The organism is Rhodococcus sp. 15-649-2-2 (genome assembly GCF_002258645.1).
Taxonomy (GTDB): domain Bacteria; phylum Actinomycetota; class Actinomycetes; order Mycobacteriales; family Mycobacteriaceae; genus Rhodococcoides.
This window is the reverse complement of record NZ_NPFM01000039.1, coordinates 25,865-42,179: the sequence shown is the minus strand read 5'-3', so window position 1 is coordinate 42,179 and position 16,315 is coordinate 25,865. Positions and strand designations below refer to the sequence as shown.

Genomic DNA, 16,315 nt, shown 5'->3' with positions numbered 1-16,315 from the left:
ATCGACATGACCGCAGCAGCACGGGCATCGACAACAGAGGTGCGCTGGTACCACCTCGAACGAGCACACATCCTCTCGCAGCCCTGTTGACGGTTGCATGCTCGCAACCACGCCGCGATGTTGAAAGCTGCGGCGGTAGAACATGATCGGCGCGAATCCTGGGGCCAGTTGATTCGGATCGTGGTCGCTGCTCCAGGATCGTGGTCGGGGCGATACCCGGCCGGTAACACCGGCCGGGTCGAGGCGGGACTGATGTCGCCGATGCCCATTCCGCAGGACCTTGCGGACGCGCTGGAGGGCACGTAGCGGGAGTCATCAGTTCAGGCCTGCGTAGGAGTGCAGGCCGGAGACGACCATGTTGATGATGAACAGGTTGAACAGCATCGCTACGAATCCGGCGATGTTGATCCATGCTGCGCGGGTGTTGCGCCATCCGCTGGTGGCGCGGGCGTGTAGGTAGGAGGCGTAGACGATCCAGGTGATGAAGGAGACCGTTTCTTTCGGGTCCCAGCCCCAGAATCGGCCCCATGCGGCTTCGGCCCAAATGGCACCGAGGATGACGCCGACGCCGAAGAGTGGAAATGCGAAGATCGTGGTCTTGTACGCCACGATGTCCAGTGTCTGCGCGGAGGGCAGACGGGCGACGATTCGGCTCATTCTGCTCCCCGAGGCCTCGGGATGCTTCATGCGGATCAGGAACAGCGCGCTTGCAACCCCGGAGATCAAGAACACCCCGCTGCCGAGCGAGACGATGGAGACGTGCACCGGCAGCCAGTACGACTGCAGTGCCGGTACCACCGGTGCTGCGTTGGCGTACAGCACGGTGCCGGCGACGAACAGGAGGATCAATGTCGGTACCAGGACGAACAACCACAGGGTGCGCAGTTGCTTGGAGCGCAGCACCACCAGTGCAGCCAGTACACCGGCCGCGCAGGTGACCGAGACGAATTCGTACATGTTGCCCCACGGCGGCCTGCTGGCGGCGATCCCGCGAAGAACGATCGACCCGACATGCAACGTCAGCGCCACCATCACCAGCCCGAGGCCTGTGCGCCCCAGGCGTTCGGACGGAACCCGCCGGGGTGCGTCGGGAATGCGACCGGGTGTCGTCGACGTCGCGGCGATTATTCGCGTGCGCAGTCGCTCCGTGTTGTGCAGTGTCGCCGCACGGGTCGTCGCGAGCTGGCCGAGGAACGCCATCGCGGCGAGGAGATAGACCACGAACGCGGTCTCGAAGCTGATGTCGCTCCAGCGGGCGAGGGTGTCGTCGATCGGCATGGCGCTACACCGTTTCTCTGTCGTGGGTCTCGGAGTCGCTCGAAGTTGCCTGCGGCCAGATCTGTGACCGGAGGGTCTCGAATTCGGGTCCCCAGCCGGCGTGATCGGTGCGAGCCAGTCCGCCCATGTCCACGCCCGCGCGGCCGTGTTCGGCAGGGTGGATCCGAAACCAGACACGACGGCGGGTGATCACCAGGGAGATCAGTAGTCCGGTCATCATCGTGACCGCGAACACGAGCACCCACCGCTGCGCGGGGTCGTATCCGACCTGGAGGTTCGCGAATTCCTTGGCCCCGTCGAACCGGACGACGGTGCCGTCGGTGAGGGTTGTCGATTCTCCGGGCCGCAGGTTGACTCGGTCCTGCTTGACCAGCCGTCCCTGGTTGATCATCTCCTGGTCCAGGGAGAAGATCGACTGCGGGATGCCGGTGTCGAGACCGGTGTCGCCTTTGTAGATGTCCACTGCCACAGCGGGATCGACCAGTTCCGGGAAGCGGGAGGAGAGCAGGTTTCCGTTGAATTGCGCGGTGGGCGCGAAGAGTCCTTCGATGGCGATCTGCCCTCGGCGGCGTTCGTCGGCGGTGGCGTAGGTCCCCCCGGGTGGGTCGAATCGCAGCGCGCCGCTGCTGAGGAACGTGGTGGCGTCGTCGGGGCGGAACTGCAGGGCTTCGGTGCGGGTCTGGCCGTCGGGGAAGGTGACGGTGAATTCGGGGGCGTAGCCGTGTCCGGTGAGGTAGATGCGTTCGTCGCCGAGCCGGAGGGGTTCGTTGACTTTGAGTTGATAGTCGCGCCAGGTGTCGGCGGCGATGTCGTCGGCGCTCTGGTAGGAGATGTTCGAGGTGAACATCTCGGCCTGACCGTTCTCGAGGTAGTCGGCGGTGAAGTCCTTGACCCGGATACAGAACGGCTCGAGGCCGGTGCCGTCGGTGCTGTTGCCGGCGCGGAAGGAGTCGTAGACGGCGGGAGAGGTGTTGCAGAAACCGGGTCCGTTGTCGGCGATGACGATGACCGAGCCTTCGTAGCCGAACAGTTTGCCGATGGCGATAGCGGCGAGCAGGCCGATCAGCGAGAAGTGGAAGAGCAGGTTTCCGGCCTCGCGGGTGTAGCCCTTCTCGGCCGAGAGGGTCAGTGCCCCATCGGGCTCGGGCCGCACGACGGTACGCCACCCTTTCAAGTGCGGCGCGATGTCGGCGATCACCTTCTCGGGGTCGCCGGCGAGGGTGCCCGAATGATGCAACGGTAGTCGAGTGAGATTTCGGGGTACTCGAACAGGTTGTGCGCGAAGAGCTTTACCGTGCTCGATCAACCGGGGAGTCAGACAGCCGATCAGAGACACGAACAGCAGGACGTAGATCGCGGTGAACCAGGAACTTGCGAACACGTCGAACAATTCCAGTGTGTCCATCACCGGCCCGAGAGCCGGGCGGGCGGCGATGTAGGCATCGACGGCCTGGGTATTGAGATTGCGCTGCGGCAGCAATGCGCCGGGGATTGCTGCGGCGGCGAGGAGGAACAGCAGCACCAGCGCTGTCCGCATCGACGTCAGTTGTCGCCACCGGTTGCGCAGCATCGCCACCGTTCTGCGCACCAGTCCCGGCGAGTGCGCACTGGGGTGTTCGTCGATCGTCATCTCCGCACACCCTTCACCGACCACCATCTAAATACTACGCGACATAGTAGTTTGCGGGTTCGGTGTGGTGGAGCGTGGTCGGCGCAGCAGCGAGAACGCCAGTGCCGCAACAGCGCCGGTAGCGGCAATCCATTCCGGAACGCTGCCGGTGATCGTCGCCGGGGTGAGCGTGGTGCTCAGTGACACCTCGGTGACGACAGCTGCGGGGGTGAACAGCTCCGTGCGCTCGACGACCTCCCCGCGTGCATCGATGACGGCGCTGACGCCGCTGGTGGCCGAAACGACGACGCTGCGCCCGTGTTCGACCGCCCGTACCCGCGACATGGCGAGTTGTTGATAGGTCATGTTCGTCCGACCGAAGGTGGCGTTGTTGGTCGGCACTGCGATCAGCTGGGCACCGGCGCGAACGGAGTCGGTGAGCAATGCGTCGAAGGCGACCTCGTAGCAGGTGGCCACCGCGACGGGCACTCCGGCGAGGTCGACGACGCCGTTGCCCTGACCCGGAACGAAGCGTCCTGCTTGGGCGGCATAGGGAGAGAGTGCGGTGACGATCGTGCGCATCGGCAGGTACTCCCCGAACGGCACCAGTCGACGTTTGTCGTGCCTCTGCCCTGGGCCGGTGACCGGATCCCACACGATCGAAGTGTTCGTGGTGGTGCCGTCGCCCTGGCGTAGCACCGTGCCGACGAGAATGGGCACTCCGACGGCGCGGGCTGCGGCATCGATACCCGCCGCGGCATCGGGATTGCGCAGGGGATCGATGTCGGAGGAGTTCTCCGGCCAGATGACCAGATCGGGTACGCGTACGCGGCCGGAGTCGATGTCGTCGGCGAGCTCGATGGTGCGCTGAACGTGGTTGTCGAGCACTGCTCGTCGTTGGGCGTTGAAGTCGAGACCGAGCCGCGGGACGTTGCCTTGCACCAAGGCGACGGTGACCGTGTCCTGCGGCGGCGGAGCGAACAGTGGAGCCACCACCGTGAGCGCCCCTACAACAGTGGCCGCACCCATGCACGACGCTGCTGCAGTTCTGCGGGTGAACCGATCGGAAGCGATGGCACCGGCCAGAGCGGACCCGATCAGCACCACGACGAACGACAACCCCGGCGCGCCGATCAACGCAGCCAGAGGCAGCAGCGGCCCGTCGGATTGACCGAATGCGATGCGGCCCCAGGGGAATCCGCCGAACGGGACACGTGAGCGCGCAGCTTCGATCGCCACCCAGGCGCTCGCCACCCAGACCGGCGCCCACGGCAGTCGCGACATCCGATCCGCTACCGCGCCGAACATCGCCACGAAGAGGGCCTGAACGACAGCCAGCGCCAGCCACGGCACCGACCCGACGTACTCCCCCACCCACGGCAACAGAGGCACGAAGAACGCCGAGCCGGCAACGAAGCCGTAGCCGGCCCCCGCACGCGCCCCTCGCCCGCGCACAGCCAACAGCAGCATTGCAAGTGCTACCGGAGCGAGAAACCACAGATCGATGGGCGGGAACGTGGCGTACATCGCCAGCCCCGAAGTTGCCGCTGCGGTCAGACGTGCCCAGGTTCGGGGCCCTTCACCTCGACTTGTCCGATACAGCCGCCACACTCGACCTCGGTCGACGCAGGACGGTCCGGGCCCGGGTTCGGCATCGGGCATCGCCCTCATGACGAGGGTGCCGCCGCCCTCACGGCGACACGACGCATCGGGTGGCGGAGAAATCGACGGTATTCATCAACTACTATGGTGCATAGTATTTCAAGTGTTGGCAAATCCGGGGTCACCTGCACCGTCTGCGGTGCACCCGGACGTACGCACGGTGTACACCCGAGAACGAGGACCAGTGACCCGCTCCCCCATCGCCACCGCTCGGCTCCGCGCCGCCGCAACCGCCCTTGTCCTGGCTCTGGTCGCTGCCGCTCTACTGGTCGACTACTGGGCGCAGGCGGCGTTGCCCGGCTCGACGATTCCGCTGCGGATACTCGAGCTGCGACTGGCCTTCAATCGCGGAATGGCGTTCAGCCTGGGTGATTCTCTGCCCGTGTGGGTCGTCGTCGCCGTGACGGCGTCGATCACCACCGGGTTGGCGATCTACGGGTGGCGTACCGCGCCTCACGCGGGTCCGGTCACCACGGCAGCGCTGTCGTTGGTCCTCGCCGGTGCACTCTCGAATGTCCTCGACCGGCTCCTCGACGGCGCGGTCACCGATTACTTTCACACCGGTTGGTGGCCGACATTCAACCTCGCCGACATCTACATCACCTGCGGGGTGGTGCTGATGATCGGGGCGGCACTGTTCACGCGAGAGGCCACAAAGATTACCCCTCGGCCCGCAGTGCCCGACAGCGCCGAATCGTGAACTTGCATGAGATACCTCGGTGCTCGAATCGAATGCCCTGCAGTGCAGACACATTCGCGACAGGACAATCATGCTGATTCGCTCGAACAGTGAGAGTGATCGACACCGAAACGGCTCGAAACATAGTCGACCACAACCACCGACAAGCGATCGTCGCCTCTCGCTCACCGAGGCGCACCGAGGCGCACCGAGGGGAACCTGCTGCATGAGCGACAACATCCCGGCGCTACCGCGCCGTATTTTTCTCGCTACGAGCTGCGCTACAGCGTGCCTGGCTGCCGCCGGATGCAGCGTCGGCGAAGCCCCGTCCGGTGAGGACACCGCTTCCGACGGTCCCATCACCTTGTCGGTGAACGATGTTCCTGTCGGCGGTGGAATCGTGCTCGCCGACCGGCAGGTCGTCGTCACCCAACCGGAACCCGGTACCTTCCGTGCCTTCTCGGCTATCTGTTCTCACCAAGGGTGCACAGTGAACCGAGTCCGCAACGGCACGATCGAGTGCCCCTGCCACAACAGTGCCTTCTCGATCACCGACGGGGCGGTCATGCGCAGCCCCGCTACCGAGCCACTGCCGAACCGCGCCGTGACCAGAACCGTAGATACCCTCACAGTCGACTGATCCATCACCGGGCGGCCGAACATGCGAGGTGGACGGGTTCGGGGTGAACGGTGTCGACCGGGCCGATGTGCGGCAATCGAGGACCCACTCTGTGCCCCCACCCGACTGGTGCCGGTTCCGGTACATCGCTGCCGTGTCGACGACAGCACGGCGTGCCGATCTCGCACCGGGTCGAGACCTGCCTACCAGAGACCTGCCTACCAATTGACCTCTCGGCAACGGCCTTCGCCTTCCTGGGGTTCGACCTGCACAGTGGCGTGCTCGAGACCGAACTCGTCGCGGAGAACCTGCTGCGCTGCAGCGAGCACCCGGGGTGTCTCGGCCTCCGGGGCGACCGTCAGATGCGCCGAAGCGACCTCCATCCCCGACGTCAGTGTCCAGATGTGCAGATCGTGTACCTCTTCGACATCGTCGACACCGGTCAGGGCCTTTTCCACGGCGGCGACATCGATGCCCGACGGAGCGTGTTGCAGCAGAATTCGTACGGCATGACGCCCCAGAGTGAATGCACGCGGCAAAACGAACAACCCGATGGCGACCGCGATGACCGGGTCGGCGTACCGCCACCCGAACACGACGGTGACCAGTCCGCTGACGAGCACTCCGATCGAGCCGAGCATGTCCGCCATCACCTCCAGATACGCACCCCGAACATTGAGGCTCTCTTTCGCACCACTACGCAGAAGGAGGAACGCGATCAGGTTCATGGCCAGACCGAGCAGTGCCACCAACATGACCGGAATCCCGGGCACCTCCGGTGGGTTCGTGATGCGTTGCGCGGCTTCGTAGAGAATCCACCCAGCGACACCGAAGAGCAGCACTGCATTGAACAGAGCCGCGAACACTTCGGCTCGATACAGTCCGAACGTGCGGCCGGTCTTGCGAGACTGCCGCTGTGCGAGTGTGATCGCCACGATCGCCATCAAGACCCCGAACACGTCGGTGAACACGTGTGCGGAATCGGACAACAACGCCAGCGACGAGGTGGACAGACCCACTACCACCTGCGTCACCAACGTAACCGCCCCGAGACCGACAGCGATCCACAGTCGCCCGAGGTGCTTACCGGATGCGCTCGCCGGCGATCCCGGCTCTATCCCGTGGCCATGTCCGTGTCCCATCGTGGGTACCCCTTCTCGGCGTGGTTCGATAGCAGGAACACAACATATTGCGATATGCGCATATATGCAAGTGTCGTGTTCGCTGGAAGCTGCTGCCCGCGCGGCCGCACTGCGTCGGCGCAGAACTATGATTCGTAGTAGTTCGATCTCGGTTGCGCGACTCGGTCGCGCAGCCGTGCCGATATTGCCGGCCGACAGTTTTCCCGCCACACATCATCCACGTAAGGGGTGCCGCGTCATGGCCACCGACGACATGGCCACCGAAGCCGCACTCTCGACCCGCGGTCCGGTGAATCGACGCTCCGGTTCGCAGGTGATGCTGCTGTGGGCCGCGATCGCGGCAGTGGTGGCCGCTGCGCTCGCGGCGTTGTCGACGTCGCAGGCGCTGATTCTGCTCGGGCTTCCCGATCCGGGACCGATCACGACCTACGGTATTCCGGCGCTGACCGCGCTCGGAGAGGTAGCCGCGGTCGTGGCGGTGGGGTCGTTGCTTCTCGCAGCGTTCCTCGTTCCTCCCCAAATGTCGGGTGTGCTCGACATCGACGGGTACATCGCCGTCCGCACCGCGGCGAAGGCCTCCGCAGTGTGGGCGGTGTGCGCAGCGGCGTTGGTGCCGCTGACGCTCTCGGACGCGTCGGGTCAACCTGTCGGATCCGTTGCGGCGCAACCGGTGCAGTTCCTCGGTGCGATCGGCGATGTCGAGGCCTCCACTGCATGGGCCATCACCGCCGCGATCGCGGCGATCACCGCCGCAGCATGCGCGGCGGTGTTGCGGCATCGATGGACCCCCGCCTTGTTCGCCCTGTCGATGCTCGCGTTGATCCCGCGCGCGGTCACCGGCCACTCCTCGACCGGCGGCAATCACGACATCGCGACGAACTCGTTGATCCTGCACATCCTCGCCGCCGCACTGTGGGTAGGCGGACTCCTCGCACTTCTCGCTCACGCGCTGCGCGGGGGTGGACACCTTGCCGTCGCGACCCGCCGCTACTCGACGCTCGCTCTGGTTGCGTTCGTGATCATGGCGGTCTCCGGAGTGGTCAACGCTGCCGTGCGAGTACCCGTGACGTCGCTGTGGGATTCGACGTACGGCGCTCTGATACTGGCGAAGATCGCAGCCCTGGCGATCGTGGGGACCCTCGGGTGGATACAGCGACGACGAACGGTCGGCGCTCTGGCTCACGATCCCGAGAACCGCAGATCCCTGATCACGTTGTCGATGATCGAGACCCTCGTTCTCGTCACCACAGTGGGCCTGGCGGTCGCACTCGGTCGCACTCCCCCGCCCCCGCCGCAGGACGCCTCGCTACCTCAGGCGCACGAAGAAGCCTTGGGCTACGTGTTGGACGGCCCGCCCACCGCTGCGCGGTTGGCGTTCGAGTGGCGTTTCGACCTGGTGTTCGGGTCCGCGGCCGTGATCGCGGCTGTTGTGTATCTGGTGGCCGTGCGGCGTCGTCGGCGGGTAGGCCTGCCATGGCGGCGGCGGTGGACCGCGAGCTGGTTGATGGGCACTGCGGTGCTGCTCGTGGCGACCTCGTCCGGGGTCGGGCTCTACAGCCCGGCGATGTTCAGCGTGCACATGGCGGGACTGACCGCGGTCGCCATCGCCGTGCCGCTGCTGTTGGTCCTCGGCCGACCGGCCACCTTGTTCGCCTCGGTCCTGCCGACCGCGCCGGCAGCCGACGCACCGGGCTCGCGCGAATGGCTCCGGGCTGCATGGCACAGCCGAGCAGCCCGGATCGCAATCCACCCGTGGGTCAGCACCACGGTGTTCCTGAGCAGCTTCTACCTGATCTACCCCGGCGGAGTGTTCGACACCGTCGCCGACTCGCATGTGGCACACATGGTGATGAAGGGCTGGTTCCTGACCGTCGGGATGGTGATGTTCTGGGGCACGGTCGGCGAAGACCCGGTACCGAGACCGATCGCGGGACTGACGAAGTTGCTCGCGAGTATCACCGCGTTGGCCGGGTTCGCATTCTTCCTCGTCGTGACGATCGATCTCGAGACCGCGCTCGGAGCGAGCTTCTACAGCGGACTGCGTCTGGATTGGAACGCAGACCTGCTGGCCGACCAGCGGCGCGGCGGCACTCTTGCGTGGGGCATCGGCGAGTTACCGTTGCTCGCTGCCGCGGTTCTCGCCGCGGTCCGGTGGTCGGCGGCCGACGAGAACGCGGCACGACAACGAGACCGCCGAATCGACGATCAAGGTGATACCGAACTCGAGGCGTACAACACCATGCTCGGTGGCCTGTCCTCTCGGCGCGATCACCCCTGATACCCGAAGAATCCGTTCTCGGTCAGAGTCGCCGCAGCCCGGTCGCCGCAGCCCGCGGGATGTCCTCCGAGGACCGTGACCAGCGGTATGAGCGAATCCGGGTCGAAGGGGATGGAAAAACTATGCTCGATAGTAGTAACCTGTGGCCTGACCGTCACCATTTCGTTATCTCGAGCGAGGCCTCGGCCTCGTAGCCACCAAGGATTGTGATCTTGGCCCGACACCGCACACCCGATCCGATCGACGACGACTGCGCAGCGCCGGCGCGCGGCGGCGTGATCTCGATGCCCGTCGGCACCAGGCCGACGGCGCTCACCGATCGCCCCCGTCATCGACGGGCCGAGTTCGCACCCTCACGTTTCGTGACCGAGTCGCCCGCCGATGCCGGGTACTCCGACACTCTGCCGGAGGACGAGCACACGCCCTCGGCGCAGACGCCCGCACCGGATGAAACCGTTCACGCGGTCAGCGACGCCTGGGACACCGCGGCCGCGGACACTACCGCGTCGATGTGGGCGGCGCACGTGGCCGGTCCGGACGAGGCGACGCACGACGACGGGGGCCGCGCCGATGTCCAGGCCGTGTCGCGAACTACTCGCCGCGGACTTCATCGCCGCCGGGTGCCGAAGCCGGGTGGCCGCGCCATCGCTGCGTCGGTCGCGGTCGGTGCCTTTCTTTCCGCGGCAGCGACGGCTCCGAACACCGGGTCGCAGGACAGTGTGGCGCTCAGCGCCGCGAGTATCGATCGACCTCCCGCCGGCGCCCTGCCGCCGAGCCCGGTCGTTGCCTCACCCCCGCAGGTGTTGCAGTTGCCCGATCTCGACGTCGGCCGGTTGGCGCAGCGCATGACCGAACAACTCGCCGAGGGGGGAGTTCGGGCGGCGGAGCGCGCAGCACGCGATGCCGAGGCGCGCCGCCCGCTCTCGGTGGTGCCGGTGTCGGGAACATTGACCTCCAGTTCTGGGCCACGTTGGGGGACAACGCATTACGGACTCGACATCGCCAACACGATCGGGACGCCGATCGTATCGGTGACCGACGGCGAGGTCATCGAAGCAGGGCCGGCGCAAGGGTTCGGCCTGTGGGTGCGTATTCGTCAGGACGACGGCACGATCGGGGTGTACGGCCACATAGACCAGGCGCTCGTCACCGCCGGTCAACGCGTGAAAGCCGGCGAGCTCATTGCTACGGTAGGCAACCGAGGCCAATCCACCGGACCCCACCTGCATTACGAAGTGTGGCAACCCGACGGTGCCAAGTCCGACCCGGCGGCGTGGCTGTCGGCACGCGGAGTCGATATCACCTGACACGACAAGGAAAGAAGAACTGGCGATGAAAAGGCTCGGTGATCTCGAAGCGGAGGTGATGAACGTGCTCTGGGAATGCGATCGACCGCAGTCGGTCCACGACCTGCGCGAGCGCATGGCCGGCAGAAACCCCGCCTACACCACGATCCTGACCGTCGTGACCCATCTCCACGAGAAGGGGTGGGTCGAGCGGACCAAGCAGTCACGCGCGTACCTGTACTCCCCGGTGCAGTCGCGCGCGGAGGCCACCTCGCAAGCGCTGCGCGAAATCCTCGACACCAGCACCGACTCGGCCGCCGTCCTGATGCATTTCGCGAAAACCGTCACCGACGACGAGCTCGACGCTCTGCGGGGGAACCTGCCGGACGTGAACCGGTGATCGTCGCGCTGGCGTTGCTCCTCGCGGCGATCATCGCGGCCGTCGCCCTGCCGCAGCCGTTGACCTCTCTCACCCGCACCGTGAGCCCCACTCTCGCCTTGACCGCATGGATCGGCAGCATCGCCGGGGTGCTGTTTCTCGTGGGATCCGCGGTGACCGTGTTGCTCTGGCCCGGCCATGCGCCCGCCGAGGGCATGGTCGAACTTGCCGTCCGCTGCCTGGGATCGCTGCAACACGCGGCGCAGCCGTGGATCGGTGAAGCTGTAGCCGGGGCATCGGTCGTCCTCGCGGCGTCGGCGTCGGCGCGCGTCCTGCGCTCGACTCGCCGTCAGCTTCGAGCCCGGTCCAAAGTCCGCGACTATCACCGCGATGTCATCGCCGTCGTCGCGCGCACGGACCCCGGACCCGAACCGATCATGTGGCTCGACCACCCGCTCCCGCTGGCCTACAGCATCGACGGTCGCCCGGGCTACGTCGTGGCCACCGAAGGCCTGCTCGCCCATCTCGATCCCGATCAGCAGCGAGCTGTGATCGCACACGAACGTGCCCACCTGCGCGGGCGACACCACCGCATCGTCAACATCTGCGAGATCCTGGCCAAAGCACTTCCTCGCGTTCCTCTGTTCGCCGCAGCACCTGCAGCGGTGCGGGTTCTGGTCGAGGTCGCCGCGGACCGGTCCGCGGCCGCGGTCACCAGCGCCGACACTGTGCGTTCGGCCTTGTCGACGGTCTCGCAGGCGCATTCAGCGCGTCCACTGTGGGCGTTGGGCCTGATCGGGGAATCGACCGCCGAGCGGTTGCACCACCTCGACACGAGCGCGCACACGCCGAGCCGAACCGGGGCAGGCGCGTACGCTGCCGCCGCCGTGCTGCCGCTCGTGGTGCCGGCCGCCATGGCAATCCTCCTTCTCAGTGCGGTCTCCGCCGCAGCGTGCGCGGTTCTGCTGACTTGAACCACCCCTAAATACTATGCAGCATAGTATTTGAGTTAGGCTGTCGGACGCGTCCTGTAATTCGCGTGCGATTCGAAGGTGGTTCCATGACGGCGCTGACATCTCCTCCGGCTGCGCCGGCGGTTCGCCCCTATCCTCCCCGCGGGGCCCGCAAGGGGTCGTTCCTGCACACGATGGTCACCACCACCGATCCGAAGGTCATCGGGCTGATGTATCTGGTGACCTCGTTCGGGTTCTTTCTCGTCGGTGGCCTGATGGCGTTGATCATGCGCTCCGAGCTCGCCGTTCCGGGAATGCAGTTCCTCTCCAACGAGCAGTACAACCAGCTGTTCACCATGCACGGCACGATCATGCTGCTGCTCTACGCCACCCCGATCGTCTTCGGCTTCGGCAACTACATCCTGCCGCTGCAGATCGGCGCACCCGATGTCGCCTTCCCCCGGCTCAATGCCTTCAGCTACTGGCTGTACCTGTTCGGCGCGCTGGTCACCACCGCAGGGTTCATCAGCCCCGGCGGTGCCGCAGATTTCGGCTGGACCGCGTATACCCCGTTGAGCAGCGCCGTCTACTCCCCCGGTATCGGATCCGACCTGTGGATCGTGGGCTTGCTCGTCGCGGGCCTGGGCACCATCCTGGGCGGGGTCAACATGGTCACCACCGTGGTGTGCCTGCGCGCTCCGGGAATGACGATGTTCCGGCTACCGATCTTCACCTGGAACATTCTGGTGACCTCGATTCTGATCCTGCTGGCGTTCCCACTGCTGACCGCGGCGTTGATGGGCCTGCTCGCCGACCGTAAACTCGGCACCCACATCTTCGATCCCGCCAACGGCGGGGCGTTGCTCTGGCAGCACCTGTTCTGGTTCTTCGGGCACCCCGAGGTCTACATCATCGCGCTACCGTTCTTCGGAATCGTCTCGGAGATCTTCCCGGTCTTCTCCCGCAAACCCATCTTCGGGTACAAGGGGCTGATCTACGCCACCGTCGGCATCGCCGCCTTGTCCATCGCGGTGTGGGCGCACCACATGTATGCCACCGGTGCCGTGCTGCTGCCGTTCTTCTCGTTCATGACCTTCCTCATCGCCGTGCCGACCGGGGTGAAGATCTTCAACTGGATCGGCACCATGTGGCGCGGCCAGGTCACCCTCGAATCCCCCATGCTCTTCTCCATCGGATTCCTCGTCACGTTCGTCTTCGGCGGGTTGTCCGGGGTGCTGCTGGCGAGCCCGCCCATCGATTTCAACGTCACCGACACCTATTTCGTCGTCGCGCACTTCCACTACGTCGTGTTCGGAACGGTCGTGTTCGCGACCTATGCGGGCATCTACTTCTGGTTCCCGAAGATGACCGGCCGCATGCTCGACGAACGACTGGGCAAGTGGCACTTCTGGATGACGTTCCTCGGATTCCACGCCACCTTCCTCGTTCAGCACTGGCTCGGAGCGCAAGGAATGCCGCGCCGCTACGCCGACTATCTCCCGTCCGATGGATTCACCACCCTCAACCAGGTCTCGACCGTGGGATCGTTCGTTCTCGGAGCCTCGACGCTGCCGTTCATCTGGAACGTCTTCAAGAGCTACCGCTACGGCGAAGTGGTCACCGTCGACGACCCCTGGGGGTTCGGTAACTCCCTCGAGTGGGCGACCAGTTGCCCACCACCGCGGCACAACTTCACCGAGATGCCCCGAATCCGCTCCGAGCGGCCGGCGTTCGAGCTTCACTATCCGCACATGGTCGAACGCATCCGCGCCGAGCAGCACGTCGGTGGCCCGCACTCGGATTCGATCGCGCCCTCGGAAGTGATCACCGAAGCCATCGCCGGCCGTGAGCGATCCGATCCGCCGGACCCGGTGAAATAACCATCGTCGCAGAAGTGACCCACCGCTAAACCGCCCTCCCTACTACTATGTCCCGTAGTTGTTGGGTCGGGCTCGATACAGAGGAGTACCCCACGTGAAACGTCTGATGCTGATCGCTGTGATGATCTGCGGGACAGCATTGTTCGCTGCAGCGCCGGCGTCGGCGCACAGCGAACTGGTCAGCTCCGACCCGCCCGCCGATGCCACCCTGGAGTTCGCGCCGATCGGTGTCGGTCTGGTGTTCAACCAGGACATCAACGAATCGTTCGCAACCATCAGCGTCGTGGGTCCTGGCGACACTCAGTGGGCACAGGGAACGGCCACGGTCGAGGGCCCCGACGTATCGGTCCTGCTCGAGGACGGACTCCCCAACGGGCAGTACACCGTCGGCTACCGTGTCACCTCCGCGGACGGGCACCCGATCACCGGGTCGTACGGTTTCTCCGTCGACGTTGCGGCGACCGCCACCCCTCAGGACGCCGCTGCACAGCAATCGCAGGGCGGTGCGACCTCGACCTCGCCGACTCCTGTTACCACGGCTACGCAGCCCTACGATCCCAACAATCCCTCCGCCAGCGAAGACCGGCCACCGAAACAGAACACCATGATGCTGCTCTCCATCGTGGGCCTGACTGTCCTCGGTCTCGCTGCCATCGCCCTGACGTTGGTGATCCGAGGCAAGGACAAGCAATGACAGGGTCCCGATGAACATCGCCGCAGTAACTCCCCCGGAAGGCCCGCCGACGCTGGCAGCGTTGCTGAGCTTCGATGTACCGCCGCTCCCGATCCTGCCGATCGCCGGCATCGTCATGGCCGGGCTGTACTGCTGGGGGCTCTACCGGGTCCGCGGTCGAGGTATCGCGTGGTCACGGTGGCGGAGTGCGAGTTTTCTGCTCGGCTGCGCGGCGCTGGTCCTGGTGACCGGACTGCAGGTCGAACGCTACGGTTACAGCCTGTTCAGCGTCTTCATGTTCCAGCATCTGACGTTGTCGATGACCATCCCACCGTTGTTGGTGGTGGGTTCGCCCGGACGACTTTTGTTGCGTGCCACCGCTCATCACGGAACCGGGCGGTGGGTACTGATCGCGGCGCTGACGGGGTTGCGTAGCCGCGCCGGGCGCATCGCGCTTCACCCCGGGCTGACGATTCCGTTGTTCCTCTTCAGCTATTACGGTCTGTATCTGTCGTCGATCTTCGATGTTCTCGCCGTCAGCGAGATCGGGCACGTATCGATGGAGATCTTCTTCTTCGCCAGCGGGCTGCTGTTCATCATCCCTGTGCTCGCCGTCGGCCCCCTCCCTGTTCGGCAGAGCAATCTGGGCCGTATGTTCGACCTGTTCGTCGAGATGCCGCTGCATGTGTTCTTCGGTGTCATCCTGATGATGTCGAGCACCCCCATGCTCGCCACGTTCGCCTCCCCTCCCCCGCAGTGGGGTGTCGATCCGATAGCTGATCAGAAACTCGCCGGGGCGCTGGCATGGTCCTACGGTGAGCCGGTGGCCCTGCTGGTGGTGCTCATCTTCTGCATTCGATGGAACCGAGACGAAAAAGAGGAATCGGCCGTCGCGGATCGCCACGCCGAAGAAGACGGATACAGCGAACTGAACGCCTACAACGATTTCCTCAAGCAGATCGGCACCGAAACCCGGCCCCGCACCCTACGGTGACGCCCGCACAACTACGCACGACAGGACGGCCGATGCCACTGATCCGCACACCCGCAACCCCCCAGGGGCAGCTCGTCTTTCATGTGCTGGCCTACAACGGCGTACGGCTGATACTCGTGTGCGTCGCTGCAGGCGTGATCTTGGCCGTCGACGCGCTGACGACCCTCGACATTCCCTTCGTATTGGTACTACTCGCCGCACTTGCCGCAAGCCTGCCGCTGTCGGCACTGACTCTGAGGAAACGTCGCCGAACCATCAACGCGGACATCGAAGCTGTCGATCGCGCGCGCTCGATCAAGAAGCGAGGTCCCGCGGCGGGATGACCCCGTAGCAGAACTCTCTGACGCCGGCGTACGCATTCACGGCATGGCCGTATCGTTCTTGTCGATCACTGTTCACCCGACCCACTCGATGTGTGGTTGCGCTTCTGGTTTCGGCGCGCCATCGAGCAGTTCGAGGGTGCGTTGCAACAGATTCTCGATCCGATGCTCGAGATCATCGGTTATGTCGGACACATCGGCCAGATCGGTGTGGGCACGGCGGCGGGCATCGATACCGATTCGGTAGTAGTCCGAGTCCAGTGCAGCTGCAACGGGTTGCGGCGGCGAGCCGGTCATGTCCGCTTCCAGCGCGCGATCACCGAGGAGCAGCGACCGAGGCGGTCGTGGGTCGTGTCGAGGCGGCTGCCCAGTGCGATGGGCATCGACGATCCATCCGACCCCTGCCGGGGACATCGACTGTGCGGGGAACGGCATGTGGCCCCACCGGTCGATCGGCACGGCGACGGGACCTGGGTGCACCGACCATCTGGTCATGTCGGGAAAAGCGTTCGCCTGCAAGTGCTCTGAGAAGAACCTGGCCTTCCCGCTGCCCCCAACAGTAC

The 16,315-nt window shown here is 65.2% G+C and carries 16 protein-coding genes and 1 pseudogene; 11 read left to right on the top strand and 6 right to left on the bottom strand.

Annotation, left to right across the window (positions count from 1 at the left end; all coding sequences use genetic code 11):
- Nucleotides 1-6: 6 nt before the first annotated feature.
- Nucleotides 7-306: pseudogene (locus CH305_RS28095) on the top strand (DUF3703 domain-containing protein).
- A 9-nt stretch (nt 307-315) separates the two neighbouring features.
- On the opposite strand, the gene ccsB reads toward CH305_RS28095, so the two are convergent.
- The 3 genes from ccsB to lnt are packed head-to-tail and all read right to left on the bottom strand — an operon-like array spanning nt 316 to nt 4,414.
- Nucleotides 316-1,278, bottom strand: coding sequence for a c-type cytochrome biogenesis protein CcsB (gene ccsB, locus CH305_RS28090; protein WP_032370894.1), 963 nt, complete (start codon nt 1,276-1,278; stop codon nt 316-318).
- A 4-nt stretch (nt 1,279-1,282) separates the two neighbouring features.
- Nucleotides 1,283-2,908: a cytochrome c biogenesis protein ResB gene (locus CH305_RS28085; protein WP_032371004.1), complete on the bottom strand. Its 1,626-nt coding sequence runs from the start codon at nt 2,906-2,908 to the stop codon at nt 1,283-1,285.
- 27 nt (nt 2,909-2,935) lie between these two features.
- The gene (lnt, locus tag CH305_RS28080) at nt 2,936-4,414 is read right to left on the bottom strand and encodes an apolipoprotein N-acyltransferase (protein ID WP_094721993.1); all 1,479 of its coding nucleotides are present in this window, start codon (nt 4,412-4,414) and stop codon (nt 2,936-2,938) included.
- Nucleotides 4,415-4,733: 319 nt separating this feature from the next.
- On the opposite strand from lnt, the gene lspA reads away from it, so the two are divergent.
- Together lspA and CH305_RS28070 are read left to right on the top strand one after the other, a co-directional pair.
- Complete coding sequence (lspA, locus tag CH305_RS28075; protein WP_052053813.1) at nt 4,734-5,249, top strand: signal peptidase II; 516 nt, start codon at nt 4,734-4,736, stop codon at nt 5,247-5,249.
- Between the two features lie 205 nt (nt 5,250-5,454).
- A complete protein-coding gene (locus CH305_RS28070) occupies nt 5,455-5,868 on the top strand; it encodes a Rieske (2Fe-2S) protein (protein ID WP_032370893.1) in 414 nt (137 codons plus the stop codon).
- A gap of 197 nt (nt 5,869-6,065) precedes the next feature.
- Here the strand turns inward: CH305_RS28070 and CH305_RS28065 are convergent, their stop codons facing one another.
- On the bottom strand, nt 6,066-6,989 hold the full coding sequence (locus CH305_RS28065; RefSeq protein ID WP_032370892.1) for a cation diffusion facilitator family transporter: 924 nt from the start codon (nt 6,987-6,989) through the stop codon (nt 6,066-6,068).
- Between the two features lie 238 nt (nt 6,990-7,227).
- On the opposite strand from CH305_RS28065, the gene CH305_RS28060 reads away from it, so the two are divergent.
- Nucleotides 7,228-9,267: a cytochrome c oxidase assembly protein gene (locus tag CH305_RS28060; RefSeq protein ID WP_032371001.1), complete on the top strand. Its 2,040-nt coding sequence runs from the start codon at nt 7,228-7,230 to the stop codon at nt 9,265-9,267.
- Nucleotides 9,268-9,421: 154 nt separating this feature from the next.
- Here CH305_RS28060 and CH305_RS29255 read toward each other — a convergent pair whose 3' ends face one another.
- On the bottom strand, nt 9,422-9,583 hold the full coding sequence (locus CH305_RS29255) for a hypothetical protein (RefSeq protein ID WP_155288468.1): 162 nt from the start codon (nt 9,581-9,583) through the stop codon (nt 9,422-9,424).
- Between the two features lie 46 nt (nt 9,584-9,629).
- Between CH305_RS29255 and CH305_RS28055 the strand changes: the two genes are divergently transcribed.
- The 7 genes from CH305_RS28055 to CH305_RS28025 all read left to right on the top strand — a co-directional run bounded on the left by CH305_RS28055 (nt 9,630) and on the right by CH305_RS28025 (nt 15,755).
- A complete protein-coding gene (locus CH305_RS28055; RefSeq protein WP_230591172.1) occupies nt 9,630-10,574 on the top strand; it encodes a M23 family metallopeptidase in 945 nt (314 codons plus the stop codon).
- A 25-nt stretch (nt 10,575-10,599) separates the two neighbouring features.
- Complete coding sequence (locus tag CH305_RS28050) at nt 10,600-10,953, top strand: BlaI/MecI/CopY family transcriptional regulator (protein WP_032370891.1); 354 nt, start codon at nt 10,600-10,602, stop codon at nt 10,951-10,953.
- The gene (locus CH305_RS28045) at nt 10,950-11,906 is read left to right on the top strand and encodes a M56 family metallopeptidase (protein ID WP_032370890.1); all 957 of its coding nucleotides are present in this window, start codon (nt 10,950-10,952) and stop codon (nt 11,904-11,906) included. The genes CH305_RS28050 and CH305_RS28045 overlap by 4 nt, the downstream gene beginning before the upstream one ends.
- An 86-nt stretch (nt 11,907-11,992) precedes the next feature.
- Entirely contained in the window at nt 11,993-13,765 is a 1,773-nt protein-coding gene (gene ctaD, locus CH305_RS28040; RefSeq protein WP_052053812.1) for a cytochrome c oxidase subunit I, read from the top strand.
- Between the two features lie 94 nt (nt 13,766-13,859).
- Nucleotides 13,860-14,459, top strand: a complete 600-nt coding sequence (locus tag CH305_RS28035) for a copper resistance CopC family protein (RefSeq protein WP_032370889.1) — start codon at nt 13,860-13,862, stop codon at nt 14,457-14,459.
- A 10-nt stretch (nt 14,460-14,469) separates the two neighbouring features.
- Nucleotides 14,470-15,432: a cytochrome c oxidase assembly protein gene (locus CH305_RS28030; protein ID WP_032370888.1), complete on the top strand. Its 963-nt coding sequence runs from the start codon at nt 14,470-14,472 to the stop codon at nt 15,430-15,432.
- 32 nt (nt 15,433-15,464) lie between these two features.
- Nucleotides 15,465-15,755: a DUF4229 domain-containing protein gene (locus CH305_RS28025; RefSeq protein ID WP_052053811.1), complete on the top strand. Its 291-nt coding sequence runs from the start codon at nt 15,465-15,467 to the stop codon at nt 15,753-15,755.
- 72 nt (nt 15,756-15,827) lie between these two features.
- Here CH305_RS28025 and CH305_RS28020 read toward each other — a convergent pair whose 3' ends face one another.
- Entirely contained in the window at nt 15,828-16,247 is a 420-nt protein-coding gene (locus CH305_RS28020; RefSeq protein ID WP_094650287.1) for a hypothetical protein, read from the bottom strand.
- Nucleotides 16,248-16,315 lie beyond the last annotated feature (68 nt).

Coding starts and splice junctions, on each gene's coding strand:
- CH305_RS28020 (WP_094650287.1), bottom strand. CDS start 16,247: ATGACCAGATGGTCGGTGCACCCAGGTCCCGTCGCCGTGCCGATCGAC.
- CH305_RS28065 (WP_032370892.1), bottom strand. CDS start 6,989: ATGGGACACGGACATGGCCACGGGATAGAGCCGGGATCGCCGGCGAGC.
- CH305_RS28030 (WP_032370888.1), top strand. CDS start 14,470: ATGAACATCGCCGCAGTAACTCCCCCGGAAGGCCCGCCGACGCTGGCA.
- CH305_RS28085 (WP_032371004.1), bottom strand. CDS start 2,908: ATGACGATCGACGAACACCCCAGTGCGCACTCGCCGGGACTGGTGCGC.
- CH305_RS28070 (WP_032370893.1), top strand. CDS start 5,455: ATGAGCGACAACATCCCGGCGCTACCGCGCCGTATTTTTCTCGCTACG.
- ctaD (WP_052053812.1), top strand. CDS start 11,993: ATGACGGCGCTGACATCTCCTCCGGCTGCGCCGGCGGTTCGCCCCTAT.
- CH305_RS28025 (WP_052053811.1), top strand. CDS start 15,465: ATGCCACTGATCCGCACACCCGCAACCCCCCAGGGGCAGCTCGTCTTT.
- CH305_RS28050 (WP_032370891.1), top strand. CDS start 10,600: ATGAAAAGGCTCGGTGATCTCGAAGCGGAGGTGATGAACGTGCTCTGG.
- CH305_RS28060 (WP_032371001.1), top strand. CDS start 7,228: ATGGCCACCGACGACATGGCCACCGAAGCCGCACTCTCGACCCGCGGT.
- lnt (WP_094721993.1), bottom strand. CDS start 4,414: ATGTACGCCACGTTCCCGCCCATCGATCTGTGGTTTCTCGCTCCGGTA.
- ccsB (WP_032370894.1), bottom strand. CDS start 1,278: ATGCCGATCGACGACACCCTCGCCCGCTGGAGCGACATCAGCTTCGAG.